18 protein-coding genes and 1 other RNA gene are annotated in these 17,061 nt (G+C 52.1%); 6 read left to right on the top strand and 13 right to left on the bottom strand.

The window, feature by feature from the left end:
* Nucleotides 1-37 precede the first annotated feature (37 nt).
* Nucleotides 38-292, top strand: coding sequence for a hypothetical protein (locus IBT54_RS15070; protein WP_236263266.1), 255 nt, complete (start codon nt 38-40; stop codon nt 290-292).
* A gap of 409 nt (nt 293-701) precedes the next feature.
* Here the strand turns inward: IBT54_RS15070 and oxlT are convergent, their stop codons facing one another.
* From oxlT to smpB, 7 genes are all read right to left on the bottom strand, one after another.
* Complete coding sequence (gene oxlT / locus IBT54_RS15075; RefSeq protein WP_201252402.1) at nt 702-1,976, bottom strand: oxalate/formate MFS antiporter; 1,275 nt, start codon at nt 1,974-1,976, stop codon at nt 702-704.
* A 454-nt stretch (nt 1,977-2,430) separates the two neighbouring features.
* The gene (locus IBT54_RS15080; protein ID WP_095706782.1) at nt 2,431-2,727 is read right to left on the bottom strand and encodes a contact-dependent growth inhibition system immunity protein; all 297 of its coding nucleotides are present in this window, start codon (nt 2,725-2,727) and stop codon (nt 2,431-2,433) included.
* Nucleotides 2,728-2,734: 7 nt separating this feature from the next.
* Entirely contained in the window at nt 2,735-3,556 is an 822-nt protein-coding gene (locus IBT54_RS15085) for an RNase A-like domain-containing protein (protein ID WP_201252403.1), read from the bottom strand.
* 486 nt (nt 3,557-4,042) lie between these two features.
* Nucleotides 4,043-4,516 (bottom strand): hypothetical protein, encoded by a 474-nt coding sequence (locus IBT54_RS15090; RefSeq protein WP_095706784.1) that lies wholly within the window; start codon nt 4,514-4,516, stop codon nt 4,043-4,045.
* 2 nt (nt 4,517-4,518) lie between these two features.
* Nucleotides 4,519-5,241 carry a hypothetical protein gene (locus tag IBT54_RS15095; protein ID WP_201252404.1) on the bottom strand — a complete coding sequence of 241 codons (723 nt, stop codon included), beginning with the start codon at nt 5,239-5,241 and terminating at the stop codon, nt 4,519-4,521.
* 405 nt (nt 5,242-5,646) lie between these two features.
* Nucleotides 5,647-6,008: a transfer-messenger RNA gene (ssrA, locus tag IBT54_RS15100) on the bottom strand.
* Between the two features lie 43 nt (nt 6,009-6,051).
* The gene (smpB, locus tag IBT54_RS15105; protein ID WP_010257694.1) at nt 6,052-6,534 is read right to left on the bottom strand and encodes an SsrA-binding protein SmpB; all 483 of its coding nucleotides are present in this window, start codon (nt 6,532-6,534) and stop codon (nt 6,052-6,054) included.
* Between the two features lie 158 nt (nt 6,535-6,692).
* Here smpB and IBT54_RS15110 point away from each other — a divergent pair, with 158 nt between their 5' ends.
* Nucleotides 6,693-7,127: a type II toxin-antitoxin system RatA family toxin gene (locus IBT54_RS15110; protein WP_013358774.1), complete on the top strand. Its 435-nt coding sequence runs from the start codon at nt 6,693-6,695 to the stop codon at nt 7,125-7,127.
* On the top strand, nt 7,120-7,413 hold the full coding sequence (locus IBT54_RS15115; protein ID WP_013358773.1) for an RnfH family protein: 294 nt from the start codon (nt 7,120-7,122) through the stop codon (nt 7,411-7,413). The genes IBT54_RS15110 and IBT54_RS15115 overlap by 8 nt, the downstream gene beginning before the upstream one ends.
* A gap of 91 nt (nt 7,414-7,504) precedes the next feature.
* Here the strand turns inward: IBT54_RS15115 and bamE are convergent, their stop codons facing one another.
* The 3 genes from bamE to nadK all read right to left on the bottom strand — a co-directional run bounded on the left by bamE (nt 7,505) and on the right by nadK (nt 10,663).
* Nucleotides 7,505-7,852 (bottom strand): outer membrane protein assembly factor BamE, encoded by a 348-nt coding sequence (gene bamE / locus IBT54_RS15120; protein ID WP_013358772.1) that lies wholly within the window; start codon nt 7,850-7,852, stop codon nt 7,505-7,507.
* 186 nt (nt 7,853-8,038) lie between these two features.
* Nucleotides 8,039-9,700 (bottom strand): DNA repair protein RecN, encoded by a 1,662-nt coding sequence (gene recN, locus IBT54_RS15125; RefSeq protein ID WP_033783915.1) that lies wholly within the window; start codon nt 9,698-9,700, stop codon nt 8,039-8,041.
* A gap of 84 nt (nt 9,701-9,784) precedes the next feature.
* Entirely contained in the window at nt 9,785-10,663 is an 879-nt protein-coding gene (gene nadK, locus IBT54_RS15130; protein WP_003848582.1) for an NAD(+) kinase, read from the bottom strand.
* Between the two features lie 122 nt (nt 10,664-10,785).
* Between nadK and grpE the strand changes: the two genes are divergently transcribed.
* Complete coding sequence (gene grpE, locus IBT54_RS15135; RefSeq protein ID WP_003848585.1) at nt 10,786-11,367, top strand: nucleotide exchange factor GrpE; 582 nt, start codon at nt 10,786-10,788, stop codon at nt 11,365-11,367.
* A gap of 57 nt (nt 11,368-11,424) precedes the next feature.
* Here the strand turns inward: grpE and ung are convergent, their stop codons facing one another.
* Entirely contained in the window at nt 11,425-12,105 is a 681-nt protein-coding gene (gene ung / locus IBT54_RS15140; protein WP_147789542.1) for a uracil-DNA glycosylase, read from the bottom strand.
* Nucleotides 12,106-12,347: 242 nt separating this feature from the next.
* On the opposite strand from ung, the gene grcA reads away from it, so the two are divergent.
* Entirely contained in the window at nt 12,348-12,731 is a 384-nt protein-coding gene (grcA, locus tag IBT54_RS15145; RefSeq protein WP_013358769.1) for an autonomous glycyl radical cofactor GrcA, read from the top strand.
* Nucleotides 12,732-12,948: 217 nt separating this feature from the next.
* On the opposite strand, the gene srmB is transcribed toward grcA, so the two are convergent.
* Entirely contained in the window at nt 12,949-14,277 is a 1,329-nt protein-coding gene (gene srmB / locus IBT54_RS15150; protein ID WP_033783912.1) for an ATP-dependent RNA helicase SrmB, read from the bottom strand.
* A 165-nt stretch (nt 14,278-14,442) separates the two neighbouring features.
* Between srmB and IBT54_RS15155 the strand changes: the two genes are divergently transcribed.
* Nucleotides 14,443-15,192: a tRNA1(Val) (adenine(37)-N6)-methyltransferase gene (locus tag IBT54_RS15155; protein WP_107320026.1), complete on the top strand. Its 750-nt coding sequence runs from the start codon at nt 14,443-14,445 to the stop codon at nt 15,190-15,192.
* On the opposite strand, the gene nadB is transcribed toward IBT54_RS15155, so the two are convergent.
* Entirely contained in the window at nt 15,177-16,799 is a 1,623-nt protein-coding gene (gene nadB / locus IBT54_RS15160; protein WP_095707698.1) for an L-aspartate oxidase, read from the bottom strand. The genes IBT54_RS15155 and nadB overlap by 16 nt on opposite strands.
* Nucleotides 16,800-17,061 lie beyond the last annotated feature (262 nt).

Consider the following 17,061-nt stretch of genomic DNA (forward strand, 5'->3'; position numbering starts at 1 on the left):
AGCAGCAATGTCTTAATATGGCGCTTAGTGTGGCGTGGTGAACAACAAAATGGCCATGGCTCAGGCGTCTTCAGCCCATGAATACTGTCGCTCAGACGGTAACGTTAATATGCGGGATTTAATCGATCTGCCGGGCGTGCTCGGGCTGGTGAATCTGGACAAAGTTATCGACGCGCAGTCGGATGTCTATCCGGTCGGCGGTGGCGCCAGGAAGCCGAAAGCGGTCGTCCGCTACCCGCCGGTTAAGTGCTGGGCGCGCAGACTACTGCAGAACAGGCGAGTGCCAGCCTGAAGCCGCTGCTTGCGCGTAAAGGCATCAGCACGCTGAAGCCGGTCGCAGTTTTGGCATCTGGTTCCATTCCTCCTGTAACGTGCTGGCCGTGCAGTTCTTCGCCAGGGGGTTTTATCCGCAGAAGTTTGCCGCTCCCGATGCGTAGCAAACACAAAAACAACGCTATAAACCGTTCCTTGCCGTCGAACCGACCGGCACTTACTGGACAAAATAAAAGGGACTTTGCCCCGACTGCCGGGGCGTTTTAATTCACGGAGAGAAGAGAATGAAGATCAGCGGATGGTCACTGTCTCCGCTATCGAACAGAGTCTTAACGATGCGCCCGGAGTTCTGACAGGCGAAGCCTTTTCAATGGCAATACACGCAGTCGGGGGACGCTGTTTTAAGCGCTTTATTCACTACCTGATAATCAGCGTGAAAGAGTATCTTGCGCCTGCATAAATCGCGCACGCCAGGGCTTGAGAACCCACAACGCCAGACCAGCGGTGATGAAGTCGAAGGTAATCGCGCAGCCAAAGACCAGGTGCCAGTTATGGGTGTGCTGATACATCAGCGCCGCCAGCGGACCACCAAAAATTGCGCCGATACCCTGCGAGATATAGAGCCAGCCATAGTTCGCTGAAGCATTTTCACTGCCAAAGGTGTCAGTCAGTGTGGAGGGGAACAGTGAGAAGATTTCGCCCCAGCCAAAGAACACAACGCCTGAAAGCAGTACGAAGAGCAACGGATCTTCGCGGCAGGCAAGCCACAGCGTCATCGCTACACCTTCCAGCGCGAAGGCAATAAACATGGTATTTTCGCGGCCGTAGCGGTCAGAAATAAAACCAAATAAGGGACGCGTTAAACCGTTAGTAAAACGATCAATGGTCAGCGCAAGCGGCAGGGCGGCCATACCGAAAATTACCGCCTTGCTGATGCCGAAGTCTTCGGCAAAAATCGCCATCTGCGAAGTCACCATCAGCCCTGAAGTCGACATCATGGTCATCATCATGAACATCAGCCAGAACAGCGGCTGGCGCAGCATTTCCCCGGATTTAAACTGGCGCTGGCCCAGCACGGGAGACGGTGTTTTGCTGACCGGTATCATCCTGCTGGTTTCAGGCAGTCTCAGGTTCTGGCTGGCGAGAAGACCCGCAGCGGCGAAGATGAGGCCAAATGTCGTCATCGTCTGTTCCAGCCCGTAGCTATTAAGAGAAATAGAAATCGGGAAGGTGGTGAAAATGGCCCCCATGCCGTAGCCCGCCGCCACGGTTCCGGCGGCAAAACCGCGCTGCTGTGGAAACCACTTCATCACCAGCCCCACCACGCCGATGTAAACAATACCCGTACCCAGTCCGCCAAGGCAGCCGTAGGCCAGATACAGTGAGGTGAGGCTGTTGACCCGGGCGGCGATCACCCAGCTGAAACCCGCCATCAGTGTACCGATGGAGATCAGCAGACGTGGTCCAAAGCGCTCGACCAGCCGACCCTGAAAAGGTGAGAAAAAGGTCTGCAGAATAATCAGCAGCGAGAATGTGACCTGAAGTTCCGCCAGCCCGACGCCGAGTTTAGCAATCATCGGTTTGGTCAACAGCGTCCAGACATATTGCGGGCTGGAAATGGCTGCCATGCAAAGTAATCCAAGCAGAAGCTGTACCCACTTGCTATGTTTCGCTATTACTACCGGTTCACTTATCGAGGTCATTGTCTGTCTCCATAATTACGCTTTGCTCTGCTTAACCACTTTTTTGTCGTCGCACCTATTCAAACCATTGCCTTCAAATGCTCCTTCTCCGAAACCATCCCGATACGCGGATATGTACGTAAAGCGATAAAGCAGGATGTGTGCCAATTTAAAAAAATGATTAAATTCAATTAGTAATTGAATTACGGGCGGAATAAATGTGATGAGGTGTAAAAAATGAGTGCGCTGAGATGGTGCGTAGGAGATGGTTGATTGCCAGTCAGAAAGGCCATCGGGTACATTCTGATATTCGAGGTGATGCAGCGAAAGGCGTTATTGGAAAAAGATGACCAGGCGTTTGAAATGTTCGAATTGAGGACACAAAAAAGCCCGCAAAGCTTTCACCTTGCGGGCTCTCAGGACTTCGATGATGGTTCTGGTAACCATCAACCAGGAAAATATCCTCCCGGAAACCTCATTTCTCTGACGAGACCTGACGTACTGTCATCAGGAATTCATGAGCAGTGGTTTCCCAAAGTTCAGGCGAAAAATCAAACCCGTATCGTTTCCTGAACTCCTCTTCGACACCGTCACCATAGGCGGAGATAAAATCATCAACTTCTTCGGCGAGATCTTTGAGCATCCAGTCTGGTACTGACTTTTTGAATAGCCGTACTATGCCTTCGACCGTATCCTCGCCATCATTGATGATGTCCGCGTCCTGGTTGAAATAACCGAAAATAAGTTGGTCAAGGAAGTGGAATTTTTGCATTTTGTACCTATAGATCCGGGAATGCTGTGAGAATGTAATAGGGTTTGCCGTTATATTGCTGAAACTCGATAACAATTCTCACATTTGTCATGACTATTCGCTGGTTACTCCCGCGCCGGAAACCGTAGCCAATTGCTTTGCCAGATGCATTTCGAATAGTTAACCTGGCTCCCTGTCTGCCTCCGCCAAGGACCGATTTTATAACGTCCCGATTAGCAAAAATCGCTTTCGATATGGCTTCTTCGGCTATCTGCACGTTGGTAAAGGTAGTGGAATAATGCAAACGCTTATTGGCTTCAAAGCGGGATAATAGTTCTGCATCGCTTTTGCCAACATGTGTGGAAAGCGTATGCCCGCCGGGTTTCAAACCTGTTACTGACTCATGCTCAGTAAGTTTAATACGGCCAGCTCTTACTGCTGCTACACGACTTGCGCCGATGCCAAGTGCAAATCCTAGTGGAACAGCGATATCGACAGTCAGTCCGATTTTCATCGCCGTATCTTCATCTGCTCCAAAGGATTTAGCAATTGCTGTTGCTGCCTCGTATGTTGCTGTGCGAGTGTCTCTACCCACAATGAGCTGATTTGCAGCTGCGTGAATGCTATCGAGACTATGTGCGCCGACAACTACACATCCTGCTTTTGTTAATCCGGTAGGTTCAGGTGCGATACACAGAGCGGTGGCGCCTGCAAGCTCAAGTGAACCCATGACAAGCCCTAGCCCTCCGAGAAGGCGGTTACTCATCGTTTCCGCCTCTGTCACTGTCTTATCAGAGAGTGCGGCAGCAAGCTGAACAGGGGACATCGCGATCTTTATGCCATCATCCATAATGTGACCTTATGTGTTTAAAAGGCAAACAGCATAATTGTATGCTTTTTTCAGGTGCAGCCAACCATTTCAGTGCCATAAATTAAGTTAGTGAAAGCTATTCATTTCTCACAGGTGGTTGAAAGGAGCTGGCGCTGGATAAACAGGAGAAAATGCTGAAATGATGTGGCAGCGGCAAAAAGTAAATTGGATCACACGGTGCGGCGTTTACCGAACTTGCAGATCCTAATTGGCAGTCAGCCCTGCGAAAAGTGAGCCCGTAGCTGCTATGTTTCATTAACTTGCGTATATGTCGTGAAAAGCTTTCTCCGACGTTTGACAGTGTTGTCCTTAACCGGGTTAAGTACGTAGCGAGATTAACTGGCTAAGCAATAATGCGGGCAGCATTCGCACATTTAACTAATATTCCTAAGCTTACATCTATGCCGTTTTGTTCGCTGCCTTATCGCCTGATCAACTAATAGGGAAAAGGGTCTTCAGGTTGCCCTATCGACTACCATCTGCTTTGGCTGGTGCAGGGTTAGCATTGATATCAATGTATTTTCTCAATCCCATTGTGCGGCTTACTCCGGGAGGATCGGAAAAGGGGAGTTTAAACGTTGGAGATGCTGATACTTTTACTGTCCACGTGGTATCACCGATGAAGCGGAAGCTCGCAGAATGAGGTGAAACTTTCAAAGCCTCGAAATGACCTGAAGTATAGATACCCCCAATAGTCAGTTTCTCTAAAATTCCCTGAGAGAGATCTAACAGCAGGAGCGTCAGCATCTCTTCAAAAAGAACGTCATCTGTTATGAATAAAAGATAGCGGCGCTCATCAATTATTATCGCACCCTCAAGCACTTTTCCAGGGATGATAATTCCCGTTGAGATGCCGTCAATCAAAACTTCGGAACGAGCCTGGGCGGTATCTGTTGCCTCATTAACTTCCGACAGCGATAGTGTAGTGACTTCTTCCATTTCTATTTCCACCAGTTGCCCATTTCCCACGCCGCTAAAGCACCGCCGACAAATCCGCCTAATAGCACGCATACGGGGGCGCCAGGTCCACACATTAAACCAGCAAAGGCACCGCCAGCCCAACCGCCCGCAATACCAGCTCCGTTAATAGCAACCTGCCTGCCGGTTTCTGAGGCTTTGTTGTCTGACATATATATTTCATACATTGATATCCCGATAGAAAGAACTATCAAGCCTTTAGCTGCACGGGATAGTTTCATCATTCTCAGGTTGACCTGAGGATTTGATTTACCCGCTGACTCTATAATCGCGGCATAAACCTGATTTTTTTGCGTTTCAGATAAGCTGTAAAAATTAGCCTTTGGCCCGAACATAGCGGCAGTTTTTTTGGCGACTAACTCATTAAGCGTTACGCCTGAAGTCTTCATCCTTTCTGCCATTGCCCTGCCAAGTGGCGTACTCCGGGTGCGCACCATATCCATTATCAGATTTCTGGTTTCCTGTGCCTCCATTGCAGCTTTATCCCAGCTAATAATGCCACTACTCGCTTTTGCTCTGAGATCCTCGGCCATTTCTTTAATGCGTTTAGAGTACTCAAGACGCAGTCGGGGATCGACCGAGAGCCTTGCTGCTGCCGCAGATACATCGCCTTGTAATGCGTTCACCGCACTTTCAAATTTCGTTTTGCCGTCTGAGTCCAGCGCACTAAGTAAGGCCGTATCCATTTTCAGTCCCTGTTAGATGAGCAACTCCACGAATATAACAAATGTGCTAATGAAATTGAAAATAGCCTCGTTATGCTATGCGGCGACTTTTTATGATGAGCGGATTCTTGAGGCTGCTGGCTTCCATTCAGTCAATCTGTCGTAGTAGAGGTAATGCCTGGCCTGACGCGTACTGATACTGACATTCCCCATATAGAGTTCATTGGCTCCGACATGTGCAGGATCACCCTGCGGCTCAATATGCTGCCGATGATGGCATTGATGCGGGCACCGTCACCGCTCCACAATTACCAAGTTTGTTTGGAGCTATTCAGCCGATTACAGACACAAAAAAGCCCGCAAAGCTTTCACCTTGCGGGCTCTCAGGACTTCGATGAGGGTTCTGGTAACCCTCAACCAAGAATTTGGTGGAGCTGGCGGGAGTTGAACCCGCGTCCGAAATTACTACACCGTCGGCACTACATGCTTAGTCAGTTTTTACATTCGCCGGTTAGCTGCGAACAGACACGCCACTAACAGACTATCCTGATTGGATTTAACGCTTCAACCCCAGGCAAGGCATCCACGCGATCTCTTTTGGGTTTGACTTCTCTTGATCCCCGTCTTAAGAGCGGAAGCTAGGGAGAGAAGGCTAAGAGCAGGTTATTAAGCTGCTAAAGCGTAGTTTTCGTCGTTTGCGACTATTTTTTTGCGGCTTTTTACGAGGCAAACCGCCCCTCGGCATGCTCCTAAGGCTTCACAATCCCGTCGAGTCCAGAATCAGCCCCAGAACTTCAAATACTAGCAACAATACAAATGAAAATCCAGTGCTTAACGCTTTGAATTCTTCATGATACGTGCTTTGTCTAACTGCCATTCGCGGTCTTTGATATCGTCGCGCTTGTCGTGCTCTTTCTTACCGCGTGCAACACCAATCTTCAGTTTGCACCAGGCATTCTTCCAGTACAGCGACAGTGCCACGATGGTGTAGCCTTCGCGGTTAACGCGGCCATACAGGGAGTCGAGTTCACGTTGCTTCAGCAGCAGCTTACGGCTGCGCGTTGGGTCACAGACCACGTGGCTGGAGGCAACGGCTAAGGGTTGAAAGGTTGAACCGAACAGAAAGGCTTCGCCATCGCGCAGCAGAATATAGCTGTCGCTGATGTTGGCTTTACCGGCACGAAGTGACTTAACTTCCCATCCTTGTAACGACAATCCCGCTTCATACTCCTCTTCAATGAAGTACTCGTGGCGGGCGCGTTTGTTCATGGCAACAGTGGCAGAACCGGGTTTGTGTGCTTTTTTCTTTGTCATAGTGCGGCGTATTTTACATCACTTAGTCGGTTATCGCATCCCCAGTCCAGCGGGGCAGCAGGAAACGGGATATTCTAGCACACCCTCACTCGGGGACATTTTTGTTTAATCGCTGAAAATGCTATTATTCAGCGGTTTTGTGATGAACAGGAACCATTATGGCTCAGATTAGTCGTTCGGCGCTGGTCCCGTTTAGTGCCGGGCAGATGTACCAACTTGTAAATGACGTGGATGCCTATCCGCAATTCCTGCCGGGTTGTACCGGAAGCCGCGTGCTGGATGCGTCTGATAATCAAATGACGGCATCCGTGGATGTGTCGAAAGCGGGCATCAGCAAAACGTTTACCACCCGCAATACCCTGACGGATAACCAGAGCATCCATATGCAACTGGTTGATGGGCCGTTCCGCAAACTGACTGGCGGCTGGACGTTCGTCTCGCTGGGCGATGATGCCTGCAAGGTTGAATTAAGCCTGGAGTTCGAATTCACCAACATGCTGGTAGAGATGGCCTTTGGACGTATCTTCAAAGAGCTGGCCAACAGCATGGTGCAGGCCTTCACTCAGCGTGCCAAAGAGGTTTATCGTGCCTGATATCTCCGTCGAGGTGGTCTATGCCTTGCCTGAAAAGCAGTATCAGCTTTACGTGAAAGTGGAGCAGGGCAGCACGGTAGAGCAGGCCATCCTGAAGTCAGGCCTGCTGGAACTGCGTCGGGAAATTGATCTCGCCAGCAACAAAGTCGGCGTCTACAGTCGACCAGTGAAGCTGGATGATGTGGTTCAGGAGGGTGATCGTATTGAGATCTATCGTCCGCTGATTGCCGATCCTAAAGAGTTGCGTCGTCAGCGCGCAGAGCGAGCGGCAGAAAGTAAAAAATAAGTCGTTATATCGCCTGAAATAGCGAATAACAGGCATAAAAAAGGCGCTCAATGCGCCTTTTTTGCTGTCTTTAAAACGGCCTGTTGTGAAATCAGTCGTTGTTCTTTGACAGATTCTGCTTGTTATCGATGTTGGTCAGAACACCGTTGCCATCAAAGGTCAGCGTCAGCGTCTGCTGCTTCACGCTCTCATGGCCTGGCTCCTGACGGAAAACGTAATACCAGACGTTGCTGCCAAACGGATCTTTCATCATCGGCGTACCGAGCGTGTAAGCCACCTGCTGCTGTGTCATACCGGTATGGATCTTGGCCACATCGTTGGCAACCAGATAGTTACCCTGGTTGATATCAGGACGATAGACCACGCGCTCTAAGGTGGAACATCCGGCGGTCATCATCAACATTACCACTGCCGCGGCAGTCAGCGTTTTACAGCGCATCTATACATTCCTTTTCCGGGGCCAAACGCCTTTAACAGGCGGCTTTCTTGCCATCAAAATCTGAACTCTGCCTGCGGCAGGCTTTATTACTCTGACAACATAAGTGCCGATGATAATAAACCTTTTCGCCGTTGGAAACCTCTACAGAGCAAGCATATGACCACGGTACGTTAAAAAAGTGCGCTGCTATGCGGCTAAAAGTTCTTTTGCGTTGGCCAGGGTATTACGTGTCACCTCGCTGCCGCCCAGCAGTCTCGCCAGTTCCTGCAGACGCGCTCGCTTGTCCAGCGGCTGCATATGGGTTTCGGTCATCGCGCCATCGGTCTCTTTGCTGACATAGAAGTGCTGATGTCCGCAACCGGCAACCTGCGGCAGGTGGGTGACACACATGACCTGGGTCGATTCACCCAGCTGACGCAGCAGTTTACCGACGACGGCAGCAGTCGGGCCGCTGATCCCGACATCCACTTCATCGAAAATCATCGCCGGTGTTTCCATTTTCTTCGCGGTGATTACCTGAATCGCCAGCGCGATACGTGACAGTTCACCGCCCGAAGCAACTTTGCCCAGCGGCTGCAGTGGCTGGCCTGGGTTGGTCGTCACCTGGAAATCGACGCGGCTCGCGCCATCTGCCGTCAGCTGATCCGGGTTAAAGGTCAGCGCGATTTTAAACTGGCCATGCGGCATTGAGAGCAGATGCATACTCTGGGTAATCAGCTGCTGCAACTCATCGGCATAGTGGCTGCGTTGCTGATGCAGCTGCTCTGCACTTTGCAGTGCCGCCTGGTAATGTTCACCCACCAGCGATTGCAGGCTTTCCTGATCGCTTTCGTGCTGTGACAGCAACTCCGCTTCCGCCAGCAGTTGCTGATGCAGTTCAGGCAGCGCTTCTGGCGTGACGTGATGCTTACGCGCCAGCGCAATCTGGCGGGAAATACGCTTTTCCAGTTCGTACAGGCGATTAGGGTCCAGATCAAGGCTGTCGCAGTAGTGACGCAGTTCGTCGCTGGCTTCGCTCAGCTGAATCGCCGCCTCTTCCAGCAGGTTATGAACGCCGTTCAGTTTCTCATCCAGCGAGGTCAGTTCTGAAATCATCTCACGCGCGGTGTAGAGCAGGCTGTTGAGATTATTGTCATCGCTGTCTGCTAACAGCTGCAGCGCCTGCTGGCTGGTCGACAGCAGCTGTCCGCTGTTGGCCAGACGCTTGTACTCTTCGTCAATCTGCTCATATTCGCCCTGCTGCGGTGCGAACTCGTTCAGCTCTTTGAGCTGATACTGCAACAGCTCGCGGCGTGATTCGCGTTCCTGCGCCTGCTGCTGATGCAGCGCGAGGGTGCGACAGCTCTGGTGCCAGGTCTGATAACTGGCGCGCATTTGTTGCAGGAGATCGTCGTGACCGGCATAGGCATCCAGCAGATGCTTCTGATGATCGGGTTTGAGCAAAAGCTGATGGGCATGCTGACCGTGGATCTGGATAAGCAGCTGGCCGAGATCGCGCAGCTGAGAAAGTGGCACCGCTGTACCATTGATAAAGCCACGGGAACGACCATCAGCGCTGATCACCCGACGTAGCAGACACTCGTTGCCGTCGTCGAGTTGATTTTCCATCAGCCAGTGCTGAGCAGAAGGGGAGGACTTAAGCTGGAAACGGGCGCAGATATCGGCCCGGCTGGCACCCTGACGCACCATGTCGGCATCGGCACGGCCGCCCAGACATAATCCCAGCGCATCAATCGCGATAGACTTACCGGCACCGGTTTCACCAGTGATTGCCGTCATGCCGCGTTGGAAATCAATGTCGAGCTCACGAACGATAGCGAAATTACTGATGGTCAGTTGGGCCAGCATAGGTTCACCTGTACGAATAAACACATATGGTTTTTCATACAGTATAAACTGGTTTTTTATCCAGTAAAGAGGTGAGGCCGGTTTTCAGAACAATTTTTTTGACCAGCCCAGTTTTGAACTCAGCGTATTGAAATAGCTGTAGTTTTTAGGATGAATTAAATCAAGATGACCGGCACTGCGCCGAATCAGTACATCCTCACCTTCCTGAATTGGCAGCGCAATCTGGCTGTCACAGCTGATTTCCAGGTCGCTACGGCGTGAAGAAAAGCGCAGACGGATGGTACTGCTGCTGTTAATGACCAGTGGCCGCGCTGACAGCGTATGCGGGAACATTGGCACCAGCACAATCGCTTCGAGTGATGGCGTCAGAATCGGTCCACCCGCAGAGAGGGAATAGGCGGTAGAGCCGGTGGGGGTCGAAATAATCAGCCCATCAGAGCGCTGGGAAAAGGCGAAAACTTCATCAATGTAGACTTCAAATTCGATCATGTGCGCGACTTTACCGGGATGCAGCACCACTTCGTTGATGGCGGAGCCAATACGCGGTGAGCAGTCGGATTTGCACACCTGCGCTTCCAGCAGAAAGCGGCTCTCGACGAAATAGTTACCCTGCAGCACCTCATCCAGCTGTTGCTGCGCATTGTCCGGGTCAAGGTCGGTGAGAAAACCGAGGTTACCGCGGTTAATGCCAATCACTTTGATATCATAGCGCGCCAGCACTCGCGCTGCGCCCAGCATGTTACCGTCACCGCCCACGACGACCGCTAAATCAGCCTGCTGACCAATCTCCGCCAGCGTGCCGGTCTGCACGTCGTGAAGCGACAGCTCCTGCGCAATCTGCTTCTCAACGATCACTTGATAACCTTTGGCTGTCAGCCAGCGCCAGAGCATCTCATGCGTGGTTAACGCGGTGGGATGGCGCGGATGACCCACGATACCAATGCAGTTAAAGTGTTTGTTCATCTGGTCGGTGTTCCTTATAAGCCAAAACGGCAAGGCAATGTGATAGGTTCCCTTGAATCCGTCATACCAATCCCCATAATAAGCCAACCAGCGAAATGAATGTGCAAAACGCGGAGAAATTCATGAGTAGTAAAGAACAGAACACCCCAAACGAGCAAGTCTCAGACGAAATTCAGCAGGATCAGCAGCAACCTCAGGAAGCGGAGACAGCAGCAGAGGTGGATCCGCGTGATGAGCGTATTGCTCAGCTCGAAGCTGAATTAGCGCAGTCGCAGACCGGTGTACGCGATGCCCAATTGCGTGCGCAGGCTGAGGTTGAGAACATTCGTCGTCGTGCCGAGATGGACGTTGAGAAGGCGCACAAGTTTGCGCTGGAGAAGTTTGCCAATGAACTGCTCCCGGTCATCGACAGCCTGGAACGTGCGCTGGAAGTGGCCAATAAAGAGGACCCACAGCTGGCATCCATGATCGAAGGGATTGAACTGACGCTGAAGGGCCTGCTCGGTGCCGTGCGTAAGTTCGGTGTTGAAGTGGTCGGCGAAACCGGCGTGCCATTCAACCCTGAAGTCCATCAGGCGATGTCGATGATGGAGTCTGAAGAATTTGAACCTAACCATGTGATGCTGGTGATGCAGCGTGGCTATACGCTGAATGGTCGCCTGCTGCGCCCGGCGATGGTTGCGGTTTCTAAAGCTAAAAGCTGATTCAACCTGAATCCTGTTACACGGCCGCGCACTGACGCGGCCGTGTGCGTTTGGGCGCTATTCAGGTAAGACCGGCGTCCAGTCCACCGGCTTTTTACCGGCAGCGCTCAGCAGTTCATTAGTCGTTGAGAAGTGTTTGCTGCCGAAAAATCCACGGTGCGCGGAGAGCGGCGAGGGATGCGGCGCCTGCAGCACATGATGGCGCTTGCGATCGATAATGCTGCCTTTCTTCTGCGCATGTGAGCCCCACAGCAGGAAAATTACCCCTTCACAGTGCTGGTTAATCGCCGCAATCACGTTGTCCGTAAAGGTCTCCCAGCCAAAACGAGCATGGGAATGGGCTTTACCCGCCTCAACCGTTAACACCGTGTTCAGCAACATCACCCCCTGTTTTGCCCAGCTATCAAGAAAGCCGTGATCGGGTTTCCGGAAGCCGGGAATATCCTGCATCAACTCTTTATAGATATTCTGCAGTGAGGGCGGTACCTGAACGCCCGGCAGCACCGAGAAAGCCAGCCCGTGCGCCTGATTTGGCCCGTGATAGGGATCCTGCCCCAGAATCACGACGTTGACGTCACCGAGTTCCGTCAGGCGAAACGCATTGAACACATCTTTCTGCGGTGGATAGACGGTTATGCCCGCGGCGCGTTCATCGGCGACCTGCTTCAGCGTCTCAATAAAATAGGGTTTCTCTTTCTCTTCAGCCAGCACGTCGTGCCAGGTCAGCTTTTCAGCCATGTTTAACTCCCTTAACGTTAGTGGAGTAAGCTTAGCCGTTCCTGCCGCTGACCTGAAGGCAAAAATAATTTGAAAAATAAAAATTATTTTTAGCTGGCAGGCATTTTGAGATCAATGGGTTAGCTAAAAACCGCGCTGAATGGCTGATTAATATTGATACAGGTCAAGGCTGTGTCGAATGAATGATGGTATACCGGGGCCTCAAATTTGATTTATTCACGTATTATCCGGGAGACGCAATCATGATCACTGGTATCCAGATCACTCAAACTAACAATTCACAACTTCTGAACTCTTTCTGGCTGCTGGATGAAGAGAAAGCTGAAGCGCGTTGCCTGTGTGCAAAAGCGGGCTATGAAGAAGATCAGGTTGTCGCCATCAGCGAACTGGGCGAATTCGCTTACCGTGAAGTGCCGGTTGAAATCAAACCTCAGGTACGCGTTGAAGGCGGACAGCATCTGAACGTCAACGTTCTGCGTCGCGAAACACTGGAAGATGCGGTAAAACATCCTGAAAACTACCCGCAGCTGACCATTCGTGTTTCAGGCTATGCCGTGCGTTTTAACTCACTGACGCCAGAGCAACAACGCGACGTGATCACCCGTACCTTTACCGAAAGTCTGTAAGCCGCCTGAATTATCGGGTGCTGAAAATTAGCGCAAAGCGCACACAGCAATTTTTATTAATATTATGAAAGAGATAAGCAGTTAATTACCCGGCATGCGGATGCCAGTGTTGTGAAGAAAGGACACTGGCAGAAAAAACATTCTGAAAAGGCCGTAACTGATTATCAGATAAAAAAAATCGCCTCCTGTGAGGCGATTTTTTTATGCGTGTGATGTTTTATTCCGCATTCTCATTAGCTGGCGTCGTGCCGCTTGCCTTGCGGCGTTTGCCGACGTTTTTGGCATCACGATGGCGTTTTTTCACGCGCGGTTTTTCTGTTTCGCTCGCTTTCTTCTCAGCACGCTTTGCCAGCACCTTTTTCGACGGTTTACCCGTGGTTTTAGCACCAGGCGCACGCGTCTCAGGACGCAGCTCATCAATCACACGCGCTTTGATCGGCTCGTTCACGTAGCGTGTGATTTTGCCCAGCAGAACGAAGTCGTGCGCTTCAACCAGTGAAATGGCGATGCCTTTGCGGCCCGCACGACCGGTACGACCGATGCGGTGCAGATAGGTATCGGCGGTACGCGGCATGTCATAGTTGAAGACGTGGCTGACATCTTCAACATCAATACCACGGGCGGCGATATCCGTTGCTACCAGCACGTTAACGCGTCCTTCACTCAGACGCTTAATCGCTTCGTTACGCTTGGCCTGCACCATTTCACCTTCAAGATAGCTGCTACGAATCCCCGCTTCGTGCAGCCAGCTCACCAGTTCATGCAGACGTTCACGCTTACGTACGAACACAATGCTGCGCGTTACATCCGGCTGCTTCAGCAGATGAATCAGTAATTTGGTTTTATGCTGCAGATCATCAGCGCGGTAGTACCACTGCTGGATTTTTTTGCGCTCGCGACGGCTCGGATCCGCTTCCAGTTCAACCGGTTCGTTCAGCAGACGTTCGGCGAAGTCACGGATATTGTCGCCTTCCAGCGTGGCGGAAAACAGCATGGTTTGCTTGCGCCAGCGCGTTTCAGCCGCGATGGTTTCGATATCCTGAGCAAAGCCCATATCAAGCATGCGGTCCGCTTCATCCAGCACCAGCGTTTCTACGGCGCGGCAGTCAAAGTTCTCTTCTTTGATGTACTGCAGCAGACGTCCGGTGGTCGCGACCACGATATCCTGGTTTTCGCTGAAGACTTCGGCATGGTTCATGTAAGCCACGCCGCCGGTGATCGTGGCGATGTCCAGATGCGTATGTTTCGCCAGCTCACGCGCATGATCGGCAACCTGCATCGCCAGTTCACGGGTCGGGGTCACAATGAGGATGCGTGGCGGCCCGGATTTCTTGCGCGGAAAATCAAGCAGGTGCTGCAGCGCCGGTAACAGATACGCGGCGGTTTTCCCGGTTCCTGTAGGTGCCGAACCCAGAACGTCACGGCCCTCCAGCGCGGGCGGAATTGCAGCAGCCTGGATCACTGTTGGGCGCGTAAAGCCTTTTTCCTGCAACGCTTGTAGCAGGCTTTCGTCGAGTTCGAGTTCGGAAAATGTGGTTACTGTCATGGTCTACCTCAGTTTGGGGCGCTGATTATAGACAGATCAGACTGAATCTTCATCTGTTAATCCGTTTCCGCTGCGCCTGGGGTTGTCTGCTGCGTGAATTCCCACTGTCGTCACGTTACACTCATGCGCTGCCGTGCGGCAGGAAAAAAACGATGGTAGTGACGAATGATGCAGGATAAGCCGCGTGAACGGCCTCAGTTAAACAAGAACGGATTTACCTTTAAACAATTTTTTGTTGCCCACGATCGCTGTGCGATGAAAGTGGGCACCGATGCCATTCTGCTTGGTGCCTGGGCGCCGGTCGCCGGAGTCAGACGCATTCTGGATATTGGCAGCGGCAGCGGGTTAATCGCGCTGATGCTGGCGCAGCGCACGCCGTCACTGGTCCAAATCGATGCGGTGGAGTTAGAACCTGAAGCCGCACAGCAGGCGCAGGAGAATGTGCAGCAGTCGCCGTGGCCTGAACGTATTCAGGTTCATCAGCAGGATATCGCCAGCTGGGCTGAGCAGTGCGATAAACGTTACTCGCTGATTGTCAGCAATCCCCCTTATTTTACGCCGGGCGTAGCCTGTTCTACCGTGGCACGGGACAATGCACGCGCGACAGCCTCGCTCGATCATCAGACGCTGTTACGCAGTGCAGCCTTATTAATTGAAGAAGAGGGGATGTTCTGCGTGGTGCTGCCCGTCGATATTGGGCAGACGTTTATCACCCTGGCGCAGGCCGATGGCTGGCATCTTCGTTTCCGGCTGGACGTGGCGGAATATGCCCATCGTCCGCCACACCGCGTCGTACTGGGTCTGTCGCCGCAGGCTGGGGAAACGCTGCTGGAGCGTCTCGCAATCCGAGCACCAGACACCCGCTATTCCGATGAGTGGTGTAGCCTGACGCAGGACTTTTACCTCTTCATGTAACCCGGTGGGGTCAGAATAGTCGGCAGCGCTTCTGGCAGTAAGTCCGGATAGTCACGGATATAGTGCAGGCCGCGACTCTCTTTTCGCTCCAGCGCGCAGCGCACCATCAGGTCAGCGACCTGCACCAGATTCCGCAGCTCCAGCAGATTATTGGAGAGGCGGAAGTGGTGATAATACTCATCGATCTCCTGCTGAAGCAGATTGATGCGGCGTAACGCCCGTTCCAGCCGCCGGGTGGTGCGGACGATTCCCATGTAATCCCACATGAATAACCGTAACTCGTGCCAGTTATGCTGGATTACTACGCGTTCATCGGCGTCATCAACCTGACTCTCATCCCATGCAGGAAGGGCAGTGACGGCTTCAATGCCGGGCAGGGTACGCATCAGCTCCTCTGACGCGGACCAGCCATACACCAGACACTCCAGCAGCGAATTGGAGGCCATGCGGTTAGCGCCATGCAGGCCGGTATAACTCACTTCACCAATGGCATACAGGCCACTGACGTCGGTCTGACCGTGCTGATCGACGACGACGCCACCGCAGGTGTAGTGCGCGGCAGGCACAATCGGAATCGGCTCTTTGGTCAGGTCAAAGCCAAAAGTCAGCAACTTCTCATAGATCATCGGGAAATGTGCGCGCACAAATTCTTCAGGCTGGTGGCTGATATCCAGATACATACAGTCAACGCCCAGCCGTTTCATCTCGTGGTCGATAGCGCGGGCAACAATATCGCGCGGGGCCAGTTCGGCGCGTTCATCGAAGTCGGGCATAAAACGACTGCCATCGGGACGTAACAGCCAGGCGCCTTCTCCGCGTAACGCTTCGGTTAACAGGAAATTCTGCGCCTGCGGATGAAACAGGCAGGTCGGATGAAACTGGTTAAATTCCAGATTGGCTACCCGGCAACCCGCGCGCCACGCCATCGCGATGCCATCACCGGAGGCGATGTCAGGGTTAGTAGTATATTGATAGACTTTGGCGGCCCCGCCCGTTGCAACGACGACGGCCCGTGCCCGACAGGTTTCGACCTGCTCGCGATTGCGATTCCAGATCCACGCACCCACCACTCGCCGAGCGCCAGGCAGGCCGATTTTATCTGAAAGAATCAGATCGACCGCGTTGGTGCGCTCCAGAATCCGGATGTTAGGGTGGCTTAATGCCTGGCTCACCAGCGTGGTTTCTACCGCATGGCCGGTGGCGTCAGCACTGTGCAGAATGCGGCGATGACTGTGGCCGCCTTCGCGCGTCAGGTGATAGCGCATGTCACCCGCCGCCTGCGGATCGAGATCAAACGCAACGCCGTTGTCGATCAGCCACTGCACACAATGCCGGGCATTACTGGCAATAAACGATACGGCCTCACGGTCGCATAATCCCGCGCCGGCAATCAGCGTGTCTTCGATATGTGACTCAATGCTGTCCGTCTCATCAAACACCGCAGCAATACCGCCCTGCGCATAAAGGGTTGACCCTTCATTGACCTGCGCTTTACTGAGAACGGTCACCTGATACTGTTTTGCCAGCCGTAACGCCAGCGACAGTCCAGCCGCACCGCTGCCCACAATCAACACATCACACTGATAATCCGGGTTTGCATTCTTCATAATGTTTAATTTACTAAACAAGGTCAGGCCTGAGCATAAGCCTAACAGGGATTTCTGTGAAGTATTTTAAACATCAGATGCGCGCGTTAATCTGACAATTATCTAAAGTCACCTATAATCAGTAAGTTAAAAACAGGCCGTTTCAGCCGTGGTTTTTTATAGCAAACTTATTAAACCTAAAGGATTTAATGATGAAAAAGCTGTTGTCATAGGTTACTCTGCCTGCGATTTACGCTCCTGACACTGAACGAAAACGAACAAC

The sequence above is a fragment of the Pantoea sp. S62 genome (assembly GCF_016658625.1).
Lineage (GTDB): Bacteria > Pseudomonadota > Gammaproteobacteria > Enterobacterales > Enterobacteriaceae > Pantoea > Pantoea vagans.